At 71.8% G+C, this 16,558-nt stretch carries 13 protein-coding genes and 2 pseudogenes; 4 read left to right on the top strand and 11 right to left on the bottom strand.

Annotated elements, in window-relative coordinates:
- Positions 1–326: pseudogene (locus tag BFF77_RS23615) on the top strand (SURF1 family protein); the annotation flags it as partial.
- A gap of 303 nt (positions 327–629) precedes the next feature.
- Here BFF77_RS23615 and BFF77_RS23610 read toward each other — a convergent pair.
- Positions 630–2,105, bottom strand: coding sequence for a hypothetical protein (locus BFF77_RS23610; protein ID WP_245703670.1), 1,476 nt, complete (start codon positions 2,103–2,105; stop codon positions 630–632).
- A complete protein-coding gene (locus BFF77_RS23605) occupies positions 2,102–2,764 on the bottom strand; it encodes a SigE family RNA polymerase sigma factor (protein WP_079125422.1) in 663 nt (220 codons plus the stop codon). The genes BFF77_RS23610 and BFF77_RS23605 overlap by 4 nt, the downstream gene beginning before the upstream one ends.
- Positions 2,765–2,890: 126 nt before the next feature.
- On the opposite strand from BFF77_RS23605, the gene BFF77_RS35280 reads away from it, so the two are divergent.
- Positions 2,891–3,076 (top strand): hypothetical protein, encoded by a 186-nt coding sequence (locus BFF77_RS35280; protein WP_141698505.1) that lies wholly within the window; start codon positions 2,891–2,893, stop codon positions 3,074–3,076.
- A 100-nt stretch (positions 3,077–3,176) separates the two neighbouring features.
- Here the strand turns inward: BFF77_RS35280 and BFF77_RS23600 are convergent, their stop codons facing one another.
- The 5 genes from BFF77_RS23600 to BFF77_RS23580 all read right to left on the bottom strand — a co-directional run bounded on the left by BFF77_RS23600 (position 3,177) and on the right by BFF77_RS23580 (position 7,670).
- Positions 3,177–4,235 (bottom strand): aspartate-semialdehyde dehydrogenase, encoded by a 1,059-nt coding sequence (locus tag BFF77_RS23600; RefSeq protein WP_066953156.1) that lies wholly within the window; start codon positions 4,233–4,235, stop codon positions 3,177–3,179.
- Between the two features lie 136 nt (positions 4,236–4,371).
- The gene (locus BFF77_RS23595; RefSeq protein ID WP_066953154.1) at positions 4,372–5,643 is read right to left on the bottom strand and encodes an aspartate kinase; all 1,272 of its coding nucleotides are present in this window, start codon (positions 5,641–5,643) and stop codon (positions 4,372–4,374) included.
- 250 nt (positions 5,644–5,893) lie between these two features.
- Positions 5,894–6,553 carry a DUF5063 domain-containing protein gene (locus BFF77_RS23590; RefSeq protein ID WP_066953152.1) on the bottom strand — a complete coding sequence of 220 codons (660 nt, stop codon included), beginning with the start codon at positions 6,551–6,553 and terminating at the stop codon, positions 5,894–5,896.
- Complete coding sequence (recR, locus tag BFF77_RS23585) at positions 6,546–7,145, bottom strand: recombination mediator RecR (protein WP_066953149.1); 600 nt, start codon at positions 7,143–7,145, stop codon at positions 6,546–6,548. Before recR ends, BFF77_RS23590 begins: the two co-directional genes overlap by 8 nt.
- Before the next feature lie 168 nt (positions 7,146–7,313).
- Positions 7,314–7,670 (bottom strand): YbaB/EbfC family nucleoid-associated protein, encoded by a 357-nt coding sequence (locus BFF77_RS23580; protein WP_079125424.1) that lies wholly within the window; start codon positions 7,668–7,670, stop codon positions 7,314–7,316.
- Between the two features lie 396 nt (positions 7,671–8,066).
- Here BFF77_RS23580 and BFF77_RS23575 point away from each other — a divergent pair, with 396 nt between their 5' ends.
- A complete protein-coding gene (locus BFF77_RS23575) occupies positions 8,067–8,840 on the top strand; it encodes an SLATT domain-containing protein (protein WP_066953145.1) in 774 nt (257 codons plus the stop codon).
- 136 nt (positions 8,841–8,976) lie between these two features.
- Here the strand turns inward: BFF77_RS23575 and BFF77_RS23570 are convergent, their stop codons facing one another.
- The 4 genes and pseudogenes from BFF77_RS23570 to BFF77_RS23555 all read right to left on the bottom strand — a co-directional run.
- Positions 8,977–9,627 (bottom strand): hypothetical protein, encoded by a 651-nt coding sequence (locus tag BFF77_RS23570; RefSeq protein ID WP_066953143.1) that lies wholly within the window; start codon positions 9,625–9,627, stop codon positions 8,977–8,979.
- A 178-nt stretch (positions 9,628–9,805) separates the two neighbouring features.
- On the bottom strand, positions 9,806–12,616 hold the full coding sequence (locus BFF77_RS23565; protein ID WP_079125423.1) for a dolichyl-phosphate beta-glucosyltransferase: 2,811 nt from the start codon (positions 12,614–12,616) through the stop codon (positions 9,806–9,808).
- A 131-nt stretch (positions 12,617–12,747) separates the two neighbouring features.
- Positions 12,748–13,431 carry a GntR family transcriptional regulator gene (locus tag BFF77_RS23560; protein ID WP_066953141.1) on the bottom strand — a complete coding sequence of 228 codons (684 nt, stop codon included), beginning with the start codon at positions 13,429–13,431 and terminating at the stop codon, positions 12,748–12,750.
- Between the two features lie 159 nt (positions 13,432–13,590).
- Positions 13,591–13,947: pseudogene (locus BFF77_RS23555) on the bottom strand (aspartate aminotransferase family protein); the annotation flags it as partial.
- Positions 13,948–14,318: 371 nt separating this feature from the next.
- Here BFF77_RS23555 and BFF77_RS23550 point away from each other — a divergent pair.
- Positions 14,319–16,499: a serine/threonine-protein kinase gene (locus tag BFF77_RS23550; protein WP_066953137.1), complete on the top strand. Its 2,181-nt coding sequence runs from the start codon at positions 14,319–14,321 to the stop codon at positions 16,497–16,499.
- Positions 16,500–16,558: the final 59 nt, after the last annotated feature.

Here is a 16,558-nt window from a genome sequence, read left to right as displayed (position 1 = left end):
CCGTCGGATCCGACGGGGTGCGGGCGGGCGGAGGTCTGCCCCGGGGACAGCTCGCCATGATCAGTGCCGCGTCGCTGGTCAATGTCGTGCCGTACGAGGTGTACGACGCGTGGATCACCGTGACGCGGGCGTCGGACGGGCTGCTGCCGGTGCCCGCCGCCGCACCGCAGAACTCGGGCCTGGACCTCAAGGCGTTCCAGAACCTCGGCTACACCGGCGAGTGGTTCGTCTTCGCGGGCTTTGTGATCTTCATGTGGTTCCGGCTGTTCCGGCGCGAGGCCGAGGCGGTCAAGGACCGGGCGCTGGGGCTGGAGACCGCCGCGTAGGCCCTGCCCGGTCCCGGCGGCTCCGCCCGGGGTTCCTCCCGGCGGCTCCGCCCGGGGTTCCTCGGGTCGCTACCGGCGCAGAGCGACTGGCGGCGGCACAGCGGGTGGCCGACGGGATGCCCATGGTGCGCGGGTGGCCGGCCGACGGAAGAGGGGTAGGGCGGCGGGAGAGCGGGGCCGGTCGGGCCGGCGTCGTCCTGACGCCGTGCCGACACCCGCTCCGTTTCGACCGCTCCGTGTACATCGTCCGCCGCGTCCGCGTCGGTGCCCGGCCACCGCGACCGCCGGACACGGTCCCGGCCGCTACGGCGCGTCGAGGACGCCCGTCCGGTAGATCGTGCCCGCGCAGGCGTTGGGGATCGTCGCCTCGGCGACCGGCGCGCCCGGCTCCGGGGTGTGTACGACGGAGACGGTGCCGTCCATCGTGCCGCCCTCGGTCAGGAGCTGGGGCTCCGTGTTCGTTCCCGTACCCGCTCCGGCGTCCGTGCCCGTACCGGTGCCACCGCCCGTGCCCGCGCCCGCCGAGCTGTCGCCCGACGGCGTGGGGTCCGGGGAGGCGCCCGTGGTCGGACAGCTCTCCGCGGGCACCCAGGCGAACTTCACCTCGTACGCGCTGTTCGGCGACAGCGTCAGCGCCGCCGCCTCCAGGGACGGGTCGGGCAGCCCGGTGGCCGCGTCGCCCGCCGTGTGCGCCACGACAGTGATCCTGGCCTTGTCGGCGGCGCCCCCGGTCTGGAATTCGACCTTGCCGCCGCCGGTCACCGAGCAGTCGGTGCCCGAGACGTTGGCGACGCGGAAGGTGCCGTACACCTTGCCGCCGGAGTCGGGCGCGCCGGCTTCGGCGACGGTGACTCCGAGCTGGCCCGGCGCGCAGGTGGGCAGGGACGAGGACTGGGTGCCGCCGCCCGGGTCGGCCGTACCGGCGGTGCCCCCCACGGCCGTACCGCCCGAGGCGGTGTTCTCCGGCTCGGCCACCTTGTCGGGGTCGTCCGTGTCGGGAGAGACGTGTTCGGCGGGCTGGTGCGGGTCCTTGCCCGCGCCGCTGGAGTCCTTGCTCGTGCCCGTGCCGCCCTGGGCCTGCTCGCCGTGGCCGGCGTTGACGGAGTGGTCGTCCGTCGTGCCGCCGGAGCCGGCGACATGGACGAACGCGGGGACCGCCGTGCCGAACAGCAGCGCAGCGGCGGCCATACCGACGACGGCCTGGCGCTTTCTGGCCCGCCTGGTCGGTACCGCCCTGCGGAGATGGTCGAGGGCTCCCTCGGACGGCCGCAGGTCGTCCACGGCGCCGTGCAGCAGACGGCGCAGCGCCAGCTCGTCCATGTCGAGGCCGTCGAGACTCGCACCCACCTCCCCGCCCGCGTCCCCGGCCAGGTCGCCGTCCGGGTCACCGCCCGGCCCGCCGCCGAGGCCGGCGTTCAGGTGGCCGGCGTCTCCGCCGGCGTCACCGCCCGGCTCCCGGCCGCCCGTGCCGCCCGTACTGCTGCCGCCGCCACCGGCACCGGCGGCCACGCCGCCGGCGCCACTGGCGCCGCCGCTGCTGCCGTCACGGCCGCTGCCACTACCACTGTCGCTGCCGGCACCCGTATGACCGAGGCCGCTCAGCTCGTTATCCGGCCCGTTGTTCACAATTCCGTTCCCAGTCAGGTCGTTCAACGGCTCGTCCGGCCCGGTCGCCCCGTCGGGCCCGGCCGGCTTGTCCGGCTCGTCCCCACGGCCCTCGCCGTGACCGTTCACACGGTCCGCACGCCCGAAGCCGCGCCGGTCCTTCCGCGCACTCATGCCGTGGCCTCCATGGCGACGCGCAGCGCCTTGATGCCGCGCGAGCCGTACGCCTTCACCGAGCCCAGCGATATCCCGAGGGTCTCGGCGACCTGCGCCTCGGTCATGTCCGCGAAGTACCGCAGAACGAGCACCTCGCGCTGCCGCCGCTGCAATCCGCGCATCGCCTTGATCAGCGCGTCCCGCTCCAACTGGTCGTACGCGCCCTCCTCCGCGCTCGCCATGTCCGGCATCGGCTTGGAGAGCAGCTTGAGACCGAGGATGCGCCGACGCAGGGCGGACCGGGAGAGATTGACCACGGTCTGCCGCAGATAGGCGAGCGTCTTCTCCGGCTCCCGCACACGGTTGCGCGCGGAGTGCACCCGGATGAAGGCCTCCTGGACGACATCCTCGCAGGAGGCCGTGTCGTCCAGCAGCAGGGCGGCGAGACCGAGCAGCGACCGGTAATGGGCGCGATAGGTCTCGGTGAGGTGATCGACGGTGGTACCCGCTGCCATCGCGCCGTCAGCGCCCTCGCGCTGGGACGGCAGACGTGCGGGGCGCGCGGCGGGCATGGGGGCGATCACCGGCATACCGCCGGGTGTGCGGGGCCGCCGGAGCGGGCGGACCGCCGCGCCGCGTACCGGGACGATCGGTGTGATGTCGAGAACCTCTGCCACGCCTGTTGGACACGCTTCCCCCCGTCAGGGTTGTACGCGCACGCCACCCCATTTGACGCTGCACCAATTGCCGTCATGCGTAACCGATCTCCCCCTATGCCCCAATTCTCGCGACACCGCGAAGGGGTGACCGCAGAGACGCTTCCCGGCCGGTCGGCGGTTGCGGTGTTCTCGCAGGAAAGACAGACGGGCATCGTCGAACAAGACAACGTCCCAGTTCAAGCCGGTGTGGCCATGAACCTGACCAAAGGACGTTCACAGATCCTACAAAGTTTTAGGGTTCAACGGCTTCTGATTTTCGTCGACTTTTGAGCCACACCTGAGGTTTCTCGCGGTTACGGGAAAGAACCGTGATGATGATCACTTCTGCCACCGCAGCCACTACCGACACCGCCGCCACGGACTTCGACCGCTACGGCTTCGACAGTTCCCGGGCGACGGCCTCGGCGATCTGAGCCGTGTTCAAGGCGGCGCCTTTGCGGAGATTGTCACCGCAGACGAAGAGCTCCAGCGCCCGGGGGTCGTCCAGCGACCGCCGTACGCGCCCCACCCAGGTCGGATCCGTCCCCACCACGTCCGCGGGCGTGGGGAAGTCGCCCGCGCCCGGGTTGTCGAACAGCACCACGCCCGGCGAGGTCGCCAGGATCTCGTGCGCCCGGCCGACGGTGATCTCCTGCTCGAAGCGCGCGTGCACGGTGAGCGAGTGCGCGGTGATCACCGGGACATGGACACAGGTCGCCGTCACCCGCAGACCGGGCAGGTCCAGGACCTTTCTGGTCTCGTCGCGTATCGCCATCTCGTCCGAGGACCAGCCGCCGTCCTGGGGCGCACCGGACCAGGGCACCACATTGAGCGCCAGCGGGGCGGAGAAGGGACCGGTGGTGTCACCGACGGCGCGGCGCACATCGCCGGGGTGCGTGCCCAGTTCCGTACCGGCGACCAGGGAGAGCTGGTCGCGCAGGGCGGTGATGCCCTCCTGGCCGGCGGCGCTGACCGCCTGGTACGAGGAGACCACCAGCTCGCGCAGTCCGAACTCGGCGTGCAGGGCGCCCACGGTGACGATCATCGACAGTGTCGTGCAGGCCGGGCTCGCGACGATCCCGCGCGGCCGGGACCGTACCGCGTGCGGATTGAGCTCGGGGACGACCAGCGGGACGTCCGGGTCCATCCGGAAGGCGGCCGAACTGTCGACGACGACCGCGCCCTTGGCGGCGGCGACGGGTGCCCACCGGGCGGACACCTCGTCCGGTACGAGGAACACCGCGACGTCGACGCCGTCGAGCGCCTCCTCGGTGAGGCCGACGATCTCGGTCGGCTCGCCGCGCACGGAGAGCTTGCGGCCCTCGGTGCGCGGCGAGGCGATCAGCCGGATGTCGCCCCAGACGTCGGCGTGCTGGGAGAGGATCTGGAGCATGACGGCGCCGACGGCCCCGGTCGCACCCACGACCGCGAGCGTCGGCCGGCCGTTCATGGAGCGGCGCTCCCGCGTCCGCCCCCGACGTCACCGTACGACCGGCCTCCGCGGGGCCGGCTGCTGTACGACGAGCCCCCGCGCGACCGGCCTTCGTACAGCCGGCCGCGGTACGGCCGGCCTCCGTGCGGCCGGTTCATCGGCCGGTGCCTCCGTAGACCACGGCCTCGTCGGAGTCGCTGTCCAGACCGAAGGCGCTGTGCACCGCCCGTACGGCCTCGATGACATCGTCCGCGCGCGTGACCACGGAGATCCGGATCTCGGAGGTCGAGATCAGCTCGATGTTCACGCCCGCGTCCGACAGAGCCTCGAAGAAGCTCGCGGTGACGCCCGGGTTGGTCTTCATGCCCGCGCCGACGAGGGAGATCTTGGCGATCTGGTCGTCGTAGCGCAGCGACTCGAACCCGATCGTCGACTTCGTCTTCTCCAGCGCGTCGATGGCCTTGCGGCCCTCGGTCTTCGGCAGCGTGAAGGAGATGTCCGTCAGCCCGGTCGCCGCGGCGGAGACGTTCTGGACGACCATGTCGATGTTGATCTCGTTGTCGGCGATGGCTCGGAAGATCGTCGCGGCCTCGCCGGGCTTGTCGGGGACGCCGACGACCGTGATCTTCGCCTCGGAGGTGTCATGGGCGACACCGGAGATGATGGCCTGCTCCACCGTGCGGTCCCCTTGCGGCTCGTTGCTGACCCATGTGCCCTGAAGCCCCGAGAACGAGGACCGGACATGGATCGGGATGTTGTAACGGCGTGCGTACTCGACGCACCGGTGCAGCAGCACCTTGGAGCCGGAGCTGGCCAGCTCCAGCATGTCCTCGAAGGAGATCCACTCGATCTTCCGGGCCTTCGTCACGACCCGCGGGTCGGCGGTGAAGACACCGTCCACATCGGTGTAGATCTCGCACACCTCGGCGTCCAGCGCGGCGGCGAGTGCCACGGCGGTGGTGTCGGAACCGCCGCGTCCCAGCGTGGTGATGTCCTTCTTGTCCTGGGACACCCCCTGGAACCCGGCGACGATGGCGATGTTGCCCTCGTCCAGCGCCGTACGGATCCGGCCCGGCGTGACATCGATGATGCGCGCTTTGTTGTGGACCGAGTCGGTGATGACGCCCGCCTGGCTGCCGGTGAACGACTGGGCCTCGTGGCCCAGGTTCTTGATCGCCATCGCCAGCAGGGCCATGGAGATCCGCTCTCCGGCGGTCAGCAGCATGTCGAACTCACGCCCGGCGGGGATCGGGGACACCTGCCCCGCGAGATCGATCAACTCGTCCGTCGTGTCGCCCATCGCCGACACCACGACGACCACTTGATGGCCGTTCTTCTTGGCATCGACGATTCGCTTGGCGACCCGCTTGATGCCCTCGGCATCGGCTACGGAGGAGCCTCCGTACTTCTGCACGACAAGGCCCACGTGCGCTCCTCGCTCGGTCCATCACTACTGTCGGCTCAGTTTAACGAGCGACCGCACGACGACTCGGACATATCACATCGTGAGATGTCCCGCTCACTCAGTGATCATCGAGCATCGGCCGCCGCCCGCCCGGTGAGGATGCATGCCCCGGATGTCATGAGGCACGCGAAAACGTGGGACGCGTCACATGGGCGAGCGCGTCACACGGGCGAGCACCGCACACGGATCACGCGAGCACCGCGCACGCGGATCACCTGACGGTGCGCAGGCCCAGAGGACCGGCGATCTCCTCGGCCATCACCTTGCCCGCCTCCTCCGCGAGGGCGTCCTCGCCGAGGTCCTGGTCCGTGTCCAGACCGTCGAGGGCCGGGAGGGGCTGGTCGAGGCGGACATGGGCCACCAGGGACTGGAGGGCGCGGAGGGTCGCGGAGGCGGTGGAGCCCCAGTTGGAGAAGTACGAGAACTGCCACCACCACAGCGCCTCGGTCGTCCGGCCCGCGCGGTAGTGGGCCATTCCGTGGCGGAGGTCGGTGATCACCCCGGCGATGTCGTCGGAGATACGGGCCGCGACGGGCGCCTTGCGGGGCTCGTACGGGTCGAAGACCTCGGAGTACACGTCGATCGGCTCCAGGATCACCGCGAAACGCTCGCGCAGCTCGTCGACATCCGGTTCCGGGCCGAGATCGGGCTCGTAGCGCTCGTCGGGAAGGATGTCCTCGTGCGCGCCCAGCCGGCCGCCGGCCAGCATGAGCTGGGAGAACTCCAGCAGCAGGAACGGTACGGCGCTGTCCGGCTCATCGCCCTTCGCCACTTCCGTGACGGCCACGATGAAGCTCTCGATCTGGTCGGCGATCTGGACCGCGAAGTCGTCCGGATCCTGATGGGCGGCGTGCAGCGTTGCGTCAGACATCGAGAAGTCGTCTCCCCTCGAAGGCACGCCCGAGCGTGACCTCGTCGGCATATTCCAGGTCGCCCCCCACGGGCAGACCGCTGGCCAGGCGTGTGACCTTCAGACCCATCGGCTTGATCATGCGGGCGAGGTACGTGGCCGTGGCCTCGCCCTCCAGATTGGGGTCGGTCGCCAGGATCAGTTCGGTGACCGTGCCGTCGGCGAGCCGGGCCAGCAGTTCACGGATCCGCAGATCGTCGGGGCCGACGCCCTCGATGGGGCTGATCGCGCCGCCGAGCACGTGGTACCTGCCCCGGAACTCGCGGGTGCGCTCGATGGCGACGACGTCCTTCGGTTCCTCCACCGCGCAGATCACCGTCGGATCGCGGCGCGCGTCACGGCAGATGCCGCAGCGCTCCTCCTGGGCGACATTGCCGCACACGGCGCAGAACCTGACCTTGTCCTTGACCTCAAGGAGGGCATGGGCGAGCCGGCGGACATCGGTCGGCTCGGCCTGGAGGACATGGAAGGCGATCCGCTGCGCGCTCTTGGGCCCGACGCCGGGCAGCCTGCCCAGTTCGTCGATGAGGTCCTGAACGACGCCTTCGTACAACGGACTGCCTTCCCGTGCTGTTGGCTGTTCTGCCGGTGCGGCGACTGTGCTGAGCTGCGCCGGCCGGGCTGCCGACTGCCTGCGCCGGCTGCGCTGCGCTGTTCCGTACCGCGTACCGGCCGGTCCCGGTACGGGCCCTGTACGTACGCTAGTTGGTGCCGGGAGGTCTTAGAAGGGCAGGCCCGGCATACCGCCGAGACCCTGCGCGAGCGGACCGAGCTTCTGCTGCTGGAGCTGTTGCGCGTTCTCGTTCGCCGCCTGGACGGCGGCGATGACGAGATCCGCGAGGGTCTCCCCCAGTTCCTGCAAGGAGGACGCGGACTCCGGGTCGACGGCCTTCGGATCGATCACCAGGCCGCGCAGTTCGCCCGAGCCGTTGACGGTCGCCCTGACCAGGCCACCTCCCGCCTGGCCGTCGACCTCGGTCGCCGCCAGCTCCTCCTGTGCCCGAGCGAGTTCCTGCTGCATCTGCTGAGCCTGCTGGAGCAGCTCCTGCATATTGGGCTGACCACCACCGGGAATCACGGTCACTCCTGGCATTCGACGACGATTTCCTCTGTAAGCCGAGCCTACGTGGTCACCGGGCAGCCCGCTCCACCCCACCTGAACGAACTCTTTCGAGTGAGAGCTTCATGGCTTCTCCACCTGTTCACGGCCCACACGTGGGGGTAAATACCGGGATTTCGGACACACAGCCCACCATTCGGCGGTAGGAATGCATGCGCGGAATCGCCCGTCGGCCGTCCGGGCGCCCAGGAGGGCCGTCCGACGGCCCGATCCGACGCCTGATCCGACCGCCCGATCCGACCGCCCGGACACCGAAACCCGAAAAACCGAGAACCGAGAACCGAGAACCGAGAACGACCGATCGTCGACCAGCCGTACACACGAAGTCACAGCAGACCGCAGAGGAGTGCCCAGGTGAGCCAGCCGGAGATGCAGCCCGGAGGCCCTGCCCGGGAGGAGGACGCCTCGTCCGGTGGTGCCGTGCCGCCCGGCGGCGAGGCCGGGACCGAGGGCGATCGCGATCTGACCGGAGGGCCGTTCCCGCTCGGCGACTGGGGCGAGCCCGCGGAACGGCTCGACGAGCTGTACCGCTGGGTCGAGACCGGCGCGCTGCGCACGGTCGACTGGTATCTGAGCACCCGGTTACGGAAACGGCGCGCCGCCCGCGTCCTGCGCGGCGCGACGGCGCTCGGCGTGACCGCGGGCGCCGTCCTGCCGCTGCTGGATCTCACCGGCGCGCTGGCGGGAGCGGCGGGCTGGGGCTATGTCTCGCTGCTGCTGGGCGCCGCCTGTCCGGCGTGCGACCGGTACTTCGGGCTGACGTCGGGCTGGATGCGCGCGGTCGCCACGGCGCAGGGCGTGCAGCGCAGACTCCAGACGCTCCAGTTCGACTGGGCGTCGGAGTGTGTACGGGAGGTTCTCGGGCCGACCGAGGGCACCGCGAGCGAGGCCGCGGAGCGCTGTCTTGCGGTACTGCGGCGGTTCACGGAGGACGTGACCGAGCTGGTTCGGGCCGAGACGGCGGACTGGATGATCGAGTTCCGCTCGGGTCCCGCGCCGCTGGTGATGCAGTCGATGCCGATGGGCGGGGTGCGGGGCGAGGGCTCCGTACCGCCGCCGGGGCGTTTTCCGCTGCCGCCGGGCACCCGGCCGAACATGCCGAGGCAGCGACCGCCCGAGCCGCGCTGACGACCGCGCCGCGTCCCCGGGCGGCGTACGGACCGCTGTGCCGTACCGGCCGCTGTGCCGTACGGGACCGCTGTGCCGTGTCCCGGGCGCCGGACAGGCTGTGCCCGTCCGGCGCCCGAGGACGAACCGGCGTCCGTCAGCTGAAGATGATCATTGAGCCCTGGCCCAGGCTTCTGGTCGCCGCGGCGTGCAGACCCAGCCAGACATGGCGCTCCCGGGCGAACGGACTGTCGTCGTACGGGATCGAGGTCGCCGGTTCCTCCAAGGACGTGGGGCGCTCCGGCGGGGCGGGCGCGGCCGGCGGATTGGCCGGATCGATACCGATCGCCGGAGCGACGATCTCCAGCTCACGCAGCAGGCCCTGCGTGGAGCCCAGCGGGCCGCCGCCCGCGAGGAGTTCCTCGTTCGAGAGAGGCGCGTCGTAGTCCACCGGGACGTACGCGCCCGCGTGGTCGTAGTGCCAGACGAGATGCGACTGCTGGGCCGTCGACTCGAACATCTCCAGCAACTGCTCGTAGTCACCGCCCAGTTCGCCGACCGGCGTCACCGCCAGACCGCAGAGCTGGAGCAGATACGCGCGCCGCAGGAAGTGCAGCGCGTCGTAGTCGAAGCCGGCGACCGGGGCGACATCGCCCGAGAGGCCCGGCATGTAGGCGAAGACGGGTACGGACGGCAGCCCGGCGTCGCCGAGCGCCTTGTCGTACACGGCGATCTCTTCGGCGAAGGGATTGTCGGGGCTGTGGCACAGCACATCGACGAGGGGGACCAACCACAGGTCACAGGCCAAGGGAGGCTCGCTCTCCAACGGGTCGTACGCGTGCGCGCGATGGTCGGGACAGCGTAATGCGACGGGCACCTTCCGCGAAGGGTCCCGGTCGGCCCTCCCTCGCGCGTGCCGCTCGGCGCCGGACCGCCGGTACGGCCGGAACGGCCGGAACGGCTGCCGACGACACTGCGTCGGGCCGTCATCCCGTACGGGCCGCTCCCGCTCCCCCGGTGGGCGGCAGATCCCAGATCCAGACCCCGCCGATCCGCTTCCCGGGCCGTCCCAGCAGCTTCTCCACCGTCTCGTACAGCACCGCGTCGTTGGCCTGAGGCGCGAGCACCACCACGCCCGCCCGCCAGAAGGAGAGGTCGAAGCGTGCCTGCGCCCGCCAGTTGGGCCCGATGACCGGCGCCCGGCCGCTGTAGCGGACCTCGCGCAGCAGATTGGAGGTGTAGCGGGCGGGAGCGCCGTAGATGCCCATACGGTTCTCGCCCCACGGCCCGTTGAAGTAGCCGCCGGGCACGGAGAATCCGAGGCCCGTCGCGGACTGCCAGTGCAGCGCCTCCGCGCTGCCGGGATCGGGCAGGGGTACGGGGACGACGGACTCGCCCTCGGAGACGTAGGCGCGGTACATCCCGTCGGCGAAGAACCGCGGGACATCGGGACGGTCCCGTACCGGCAGCGCCGTCGGGACGATCGGGACCAGTGCCGCGGCCACCGCCGCGAGCCCGACGAGCCGGTGTCGGCGCCGGCGCGTCCCGGCCGCCCGGCCGCCCGCCCCGGAGCGCCCGGATTCCGTCCCCGTGCCCGCGTCCGCCTCCATTTCCGCGTCCGTACCCGCGGCCGGGTCCACCTCCGCCTGCGCCCGCTGGGCCGTCAGCCGGTCCGCCGCCAGTGCCACCAGCGCGCCCAGCGCGGGCGCGCAGATCATCGCCACCCGCGACTCGATCACCGACTCGAAGAGCGGCTGATGGGCGAGGGCCCGCCAGGGGCCGGTCAGGACGACGTCCGTGAAGGGGATACGGACCTTCGGCCCCATGGACAGCAGCGCCGCCGCGACCGCCGTGAACGCCAGTGCCCTGACCACGGCCAGCCGCCACAGCCACACCACGATCCCGAAGGCGAGGGCGATCAGGGGCCAGCCGTAGAAGGCGTTCTGCTCGGTACGGTTCATCGCGAGCGCGTCGGCGGTCGTCTCGTCGCCCAGGAGCGCGCGCCCGGAGAACTCCAGGAAGGCGAGCGGGCTGTTGCCCGCGTTGTCGCCGTGCAGAACGCTGTGGTAGCTCTGCGGGCCGAAGAACTGCCAGTACAGCGGGAACGCCAGCAGCGGCAGACAGACCTGCAACGCGTAGCCGAGGCCCAGCAGCAGAGGCCGCAGAGCGGCGCGCGCCACATCGCGGCGTACGACGGCGTACGCCAGCGCGAAGAGCAGCATGCCCATCACGGCGAGCAGCAGGGGTTCCTCGCCGAGGAAGATCTGGTACGTGACGAAGAGGCCCAGCAGCGCGCCGTCCCGCAGGACACGGCGCCCTTCGGCCTCCTCGTTGTCGTCGTCCATGGCCGCGCACAGCCGCAGTGCCCGGTCGATGATCACCGGAATCATGAAGAGGACAAGGAAGTTGGGGTGCGCGTTGGCGTGCGACATCATCGGGGGCGCGAACGCGGCGAGCGCCGCGCCGAGCGCCGCCGCCCGGCGGTCCCGGACGAGCCGGCGCGCGAACAGCCGGTACCAGGAGACGGCCGTGGCCGTCAGACCGAGCGTGAGGACCAGCGCCCAGGTGACGGTCGGACCGAAGACGAGCGTGACGGGTGTGAGCGGGACGGAGAGCCCGAGCATGACCGTGTTCGCCATCAGGTTCACACCGTCGGGGAAGTTCTGGAGCGTCGTGAAAAGCGGGTTGCGCAGATGGACGACGTTGTCGGCGGTGACGCGGAAGAACCACTCCCACTGGTTCTGGTCCGAGCCCGCGTCGGCGAGATAGCCGTGGTCGAGGTCCGCCCACAGGCCCTTGTAGAGGAAGAGGGAGACGAGGAGGAACAGCCCGGCGACGGCGAGATCCGTACGGCGGAGGCCACGCGGCCCTCCGGCGCCGGGCACGTCCCGGTCCCGGCCTCGGCCCGCCCCGCCGTCCGCCTGACCCGCTGCCTGACCCGCCTTCCGGCCATTCGCCCGGTCGGCCGCCCGTTCGCCCGCCCTGAGCCGCGCCAGTTCCAGCAGAACCTTGCCGTAGTCCAGCGGCCGTACCTTCGAGCCCGGCTGGTGCGCCCAGCGCACGGGCACCTCCGTCACCGGCCAGCCCGAGCGCCGGAAGTGCCGCAGTATCTCGACATCGATGCTCCAGCCGTCCAGTCGGGACTCGGCGAAGGCGGCCCGCGCCCGCTCGCCGTCGAAGAGCTTGAAACCGCACTGGGTGTCGCTGATGCCGTCGACCGCGACCAGCCGTATCAGCCGGTTGCCGAGCCGGCCGAGCCACTCGCGCAGCGCGAGCTGGCGTACCTCGATGCTCGCGTCCGGATGGGCGCGCGAGCCGATCGCCGCGCCGTCGCCGTCCGCCGTGAGCTGCTTGTCGAGCCGGTCCAGTTCATCGATGGGAGTGGCGAGATCGGCGTCGGTGACCAGGACGCGCCGGCCGCGCGAGGCCAGTACGCCCTGGCGCAGGGCATGGCCCTTGCCGTGGTTGCCGTCGCTCCTCAGCACCTGGATACGCGGCTCGTGGGCCGCGGCCTCGGTGGCGATCGCGGCTGTGCCGTCCGTGGAGCCGTCGTCGACGACGATCAGCTCCCACTCGCCCCAGCGGTCGGGATCGGCGCGGAGATGGGCACGGACGGCGTCCAGGGTGGGGCGCAGCCGTGCCTCCTCGTTGTACGCCGGTACGACGACGGTCAGCGCCACGCGCCCCGCGCCCGCGCCGTCGCCGACGCCCGCTGTGGCCGCCGTGGGCGCCGTGGCCTCCGTACGCGCCGTGGGCGCCGTGGCCTCCGTACGCTCCGTGGCCGCCGTGGCCTCCATACGCGCCGTACGCTCCGTGGCCGCCGTGCTCCCCGTACCACCCGCCGCTTCCCCCGCGTCCGGCGGCTCCGGCGCGTCCGCTCCGTCCGCGCGTGCCCCGGCCGTGCCGTCCGCGCGTCCCCCGTCCCCACTCACCGCCGCGAACTCTCCAGTCTGTCGGCCCACTTGAGCGCGTGGTCGTCGTAGTCCGCGATCACCGCGCGCACCGCCGCCGCGTCGCCGAGCGTGAGCGCGTCCACAAGCTGCTCATGCCCGCTCCACAGCCATTTCCCGCCCTCGGCCTCGTCCCGGAGGAACGGCACCGAGAACACCCATGCCTGCACCCGCAGGCGGTGCAGGAAGTCGGCGACATAGCGATTGGCGACCAGCGCGCCCAGCTCGCGCCAGAACCGCAGGTCGTAACCGATGAGGACATTCAGATCCCCGCTCCTGGCCGCGCGCGCGGCCTCCTCGGCCCGGCGCCGTACGGACACCAGCTCCGGTCCCTGCGCCTTGGCGGTCAGCAGTTCACCCGCCAGCTTGCGGAAGACTCCGTCGACGATCAGCGAGCGCGCCTCGACCATGCCGCGGAAGTCGTCGATCGAGAACCGGTGGACCCGGAAACCGCGGTGCTGGTCCGAGTCCAGCAGATCCTGCGCGGAGAGATCGACCAGCGCCTCCCTGACCGGGGTCGCGGAGACTCCGTACTGCTCGGCGATCTGCTTGACGGTGAACTCCTGCCCCGGCAGTAAACGCCCTGCCAGCACTTCGTCACGCAGCGCGTCCGCGATCTGCTGCCGCAGGGTACTGCGGGTCACAGCTCCGCTGGCGGGCATGGTTCGTCCCCTCGTCCGGCTCCGGACACCTTAAGCCAGGGGGTGCCGGAGGGCGGGATGGGACAGGTGTGGTCTGGCCGACTCCCGCCTACGGCATGCGCGTACGCGGCGCTCCCGCGCCGTGCGCCCGTGCGCCCGTGCGCCCGTGCGCCCGTGCGCCTACGACGTGTACCGGTCGGCGACCGTCAGCGCCAGGTCCAGGATCGCCAGCCCTTCCTTCGCCTCGGCCTCGGTGATGTTGCAGGCGGGGACCGCGTGCGTGCGGTTCATGTTCACGAAGGGCCACAGACCGTTCGCCTTGCAGGCCGCGGCGAAGGCGGCCATCGGCGCGTTCGCCTCGCCCGTCGCGTTGTACGGCACCAGCGGCTCGCGGGTCTCCCGGTCCCTGACCAGGTCGAGGGCCCAGAACACCCCCCTGCCGCGCACCTCGCCCACCGAGGGATGCCGGGCCGCCAGCTCGCGCAGCCCGGGGCCGAGAACACTCTCGCCGATGCGCGCCGCGTGCTCCACGACCTCGTGTCCGCGGCTGTCGCGGAGACGTTCGCGACCCGCCCCTACCCCGGCGGGCTCACCTACTCCGGCCATCCGCTGGCCTGCTGCGGGCGTTCACGGACGGTTTCGCACACCGGCCCGAGTCGGCCTTCGGTACGGTGAACGCGGATGTGCTCGCGCGCTTCTCGCCCGGATTCGTACGGACCGACTTCGTGGACGTGATCGAGAACTCGGCGTGGCCGGAATGAGCCGCCCTCACATACGAAACGCGACCCCCTCGCACGCGGGCGAACGGCGTTCGGGATAGTCGGGATACTCGACAACTCCGCCCGTCTCATGCGAGATGATCCAGGGCGGATGCCGAACGTCGCATGTACGGGAGGGGCCGCGCGGCCATGGAGAAGCTCGTAGCAGAAGATCCGCAGCACATCGGCGCCTACCGGCTGCTGGCACGGCTGGGTGCGGGCGGTATGGGCCGGGTCTATCTGGCGCGGTCCGACCGCGGCCGTACGGTCGCGGTGAAACTCGTAAGGCGTGAACTGGCCGAACAGGAGCAGTTCCGCAGCCGGTTCCGGCTGGAGGTGGCCGCGGCGCGGCGCGTCGGCGGCGCGTGGACGGCGCCCGTGCTCGACGCAGACACGGAGGCGCCGGTGCCCTGGCTCGCCACCGGCTATGTGGCGGGTCCGAGCCTTCAGGCCGTCGTGTCGGGCGGTCACGGTCCTCTCCCGGAACGCTCGGTGCGGATACTCGCCTCCGGTCTCGCGCACGCGCTCCAGGACATCCACGCGGCGGGACTCATCCACCGTGATCTGAAGCCGTCCAACGTGCTGGTGACGATCGACGGACCGCGTGTCATCGACTTCGGCATAGCCCGCGCGCTGGAGACCGTCACCGAGGAGGGCCTGACCCGGACCGGCGCGCTGGTGGGCTCTCCCGGCTTCATGGCGCCGGAACAGGTGCGCGGCGACCGGGTGACGGCGGCGTGCGACGTGTTCTGTCTGGGTCTGGTGCTGGCGTACGCGGCGACGGGACGGCTGCCGTTCGGCGCGACGGACAGCGGGGTGCACGCGCTGATGTACCGGATCGCGCAGGAGGCTCCGGACCTGTCCGGGCTGTCGGACGATCTGGCGGTGCTGGTGCACGCCTGCCTCCAGAAGGAACCGGCCGCGCGGCCGACCACGAAGGACATCCTGGCCCGGGTGGGCGAGGCGGCGGACGCGGGCGCGGGCCCCGGCGAGGAACCGTGGCTGCCGGGCGGACTGCTCGCGCGGCTGGGCCAGCACGCGGTGGGGCTGCTGGAGTACGAGAACCCGACGGGCCGGATACGGACACCCGCCCGGGACGAGATCGCCGCGCCGGCCGCGGAGGCACCGGCCCAGGCACCGACGGAGGCACCGGCCGCGGAGGCACCGCCGCACACGGCACCGCAGCCACCGGTGGCCCCGGACGCGGTACCGGCGCACGTCACGCCGCAGCCGCCGGTGGCTGCGGGTGCGGTACCAGGGCACGTGACTCAGCAGGCCGCCGCACCGGGCGCGGCTCCGGGGCACGCCGCCCCGCAGCCACCGGTCGCACCGGGCCCGGCACCGGTGCCTGTTCAGGCACCGGTGCCGGGGCCGGTGCCGTCGGCGGCACCGGTCGAGCTGAGGAAGGCCCTTCCCGCGGCGACCGCACCGGGGGCGGCGGCGCCTCCGTCGACACCGGAGGCGGCCATGCCCGAGCCCGCGCAGGAGGCGGCCGCGCGGCCCGCTCCCCTGCCGGTGCCGGTCCTCGTACAGCCCGTGGCCTCCACGCCCGCGCCGGTCCGGGTACCGCAGCCGCAGCCCCAGCCGTACGGCTACCCCCAGCCGACCCAGCCGCAGCCGGGCTTCGGCCCGACTCCGGCGTACGGACCGCCCCCGCCCGCGCCCTACGGCGCGTCTCCCGCGTACGGCCGCCAGGTCACGCCCTTCGGTCCCACCCCGCCGTACGGTGCCGCCCCGGCGCCGGCCCAGCAGCGCCCCGGACGCAATCCGCGCGGTACCGCCGCCCTGATCGCCGTGGCGCTGATCGTCGCGATCGCCGCGGGCGGCTCGGTGTACGCGCTCATGAACGGCGGCGGTGCGCAGGACGACGGAAAAGCACGGGTGAGCGGCTCCGCCGACCCCAAGCCACCGGCCGGCGCCACCGCGCGGCCCTCCCCGTCGGCCAGCGCCTCAGCCACGGAGGGGACGGCGGAGGGCGCGGTGCCCGAGAAGTACCTCGGCACCTGGACCGGCGGGCTGGACACCGCCGCGGGCTACAGCACCCGCCGGCTCGTCATCCGGCAGGGCGAGGTCGGCGAAACGGTCCTCTCGCTCACGGCCGACGGCCCGGCCCAGGACGGCGGTGAGTACCACTGCGTCTTCGAGGCGCCGCTCGCCTCGGCCGCCGATCCGGGAGCCCCGCTGCGTATCGGCCCCTCCGAGGTGACCGAGGGCGAGCCCCTCTCGTCCTGCACCCCGGGGAAGCCGACCGAGCTGACGATCCTGCCGGACGGCAGCCTGCACCGGGAGTCGAACGGCGGCGAGTCCCTGACGTACACCAAGGGCGGCTGACCCACCAGGGACGGCGGAACACCGGGGACGACCGGCCGGGGGCGGCCCGGCCGGCCGCC

It is taken from the genome of Streptomyces lushanensis (assembly GCF_001700515.1).
Taxonomy (GTDB): Bacteria; Actinomycetota; Actinomycetes; order Streptomycetales; family Streptomycetaceae; genus Streptomyces; species Streptomyces lushanensis.
This window is presented reverse-complemented; position numbering and strand designations above follow the sequence as displayed.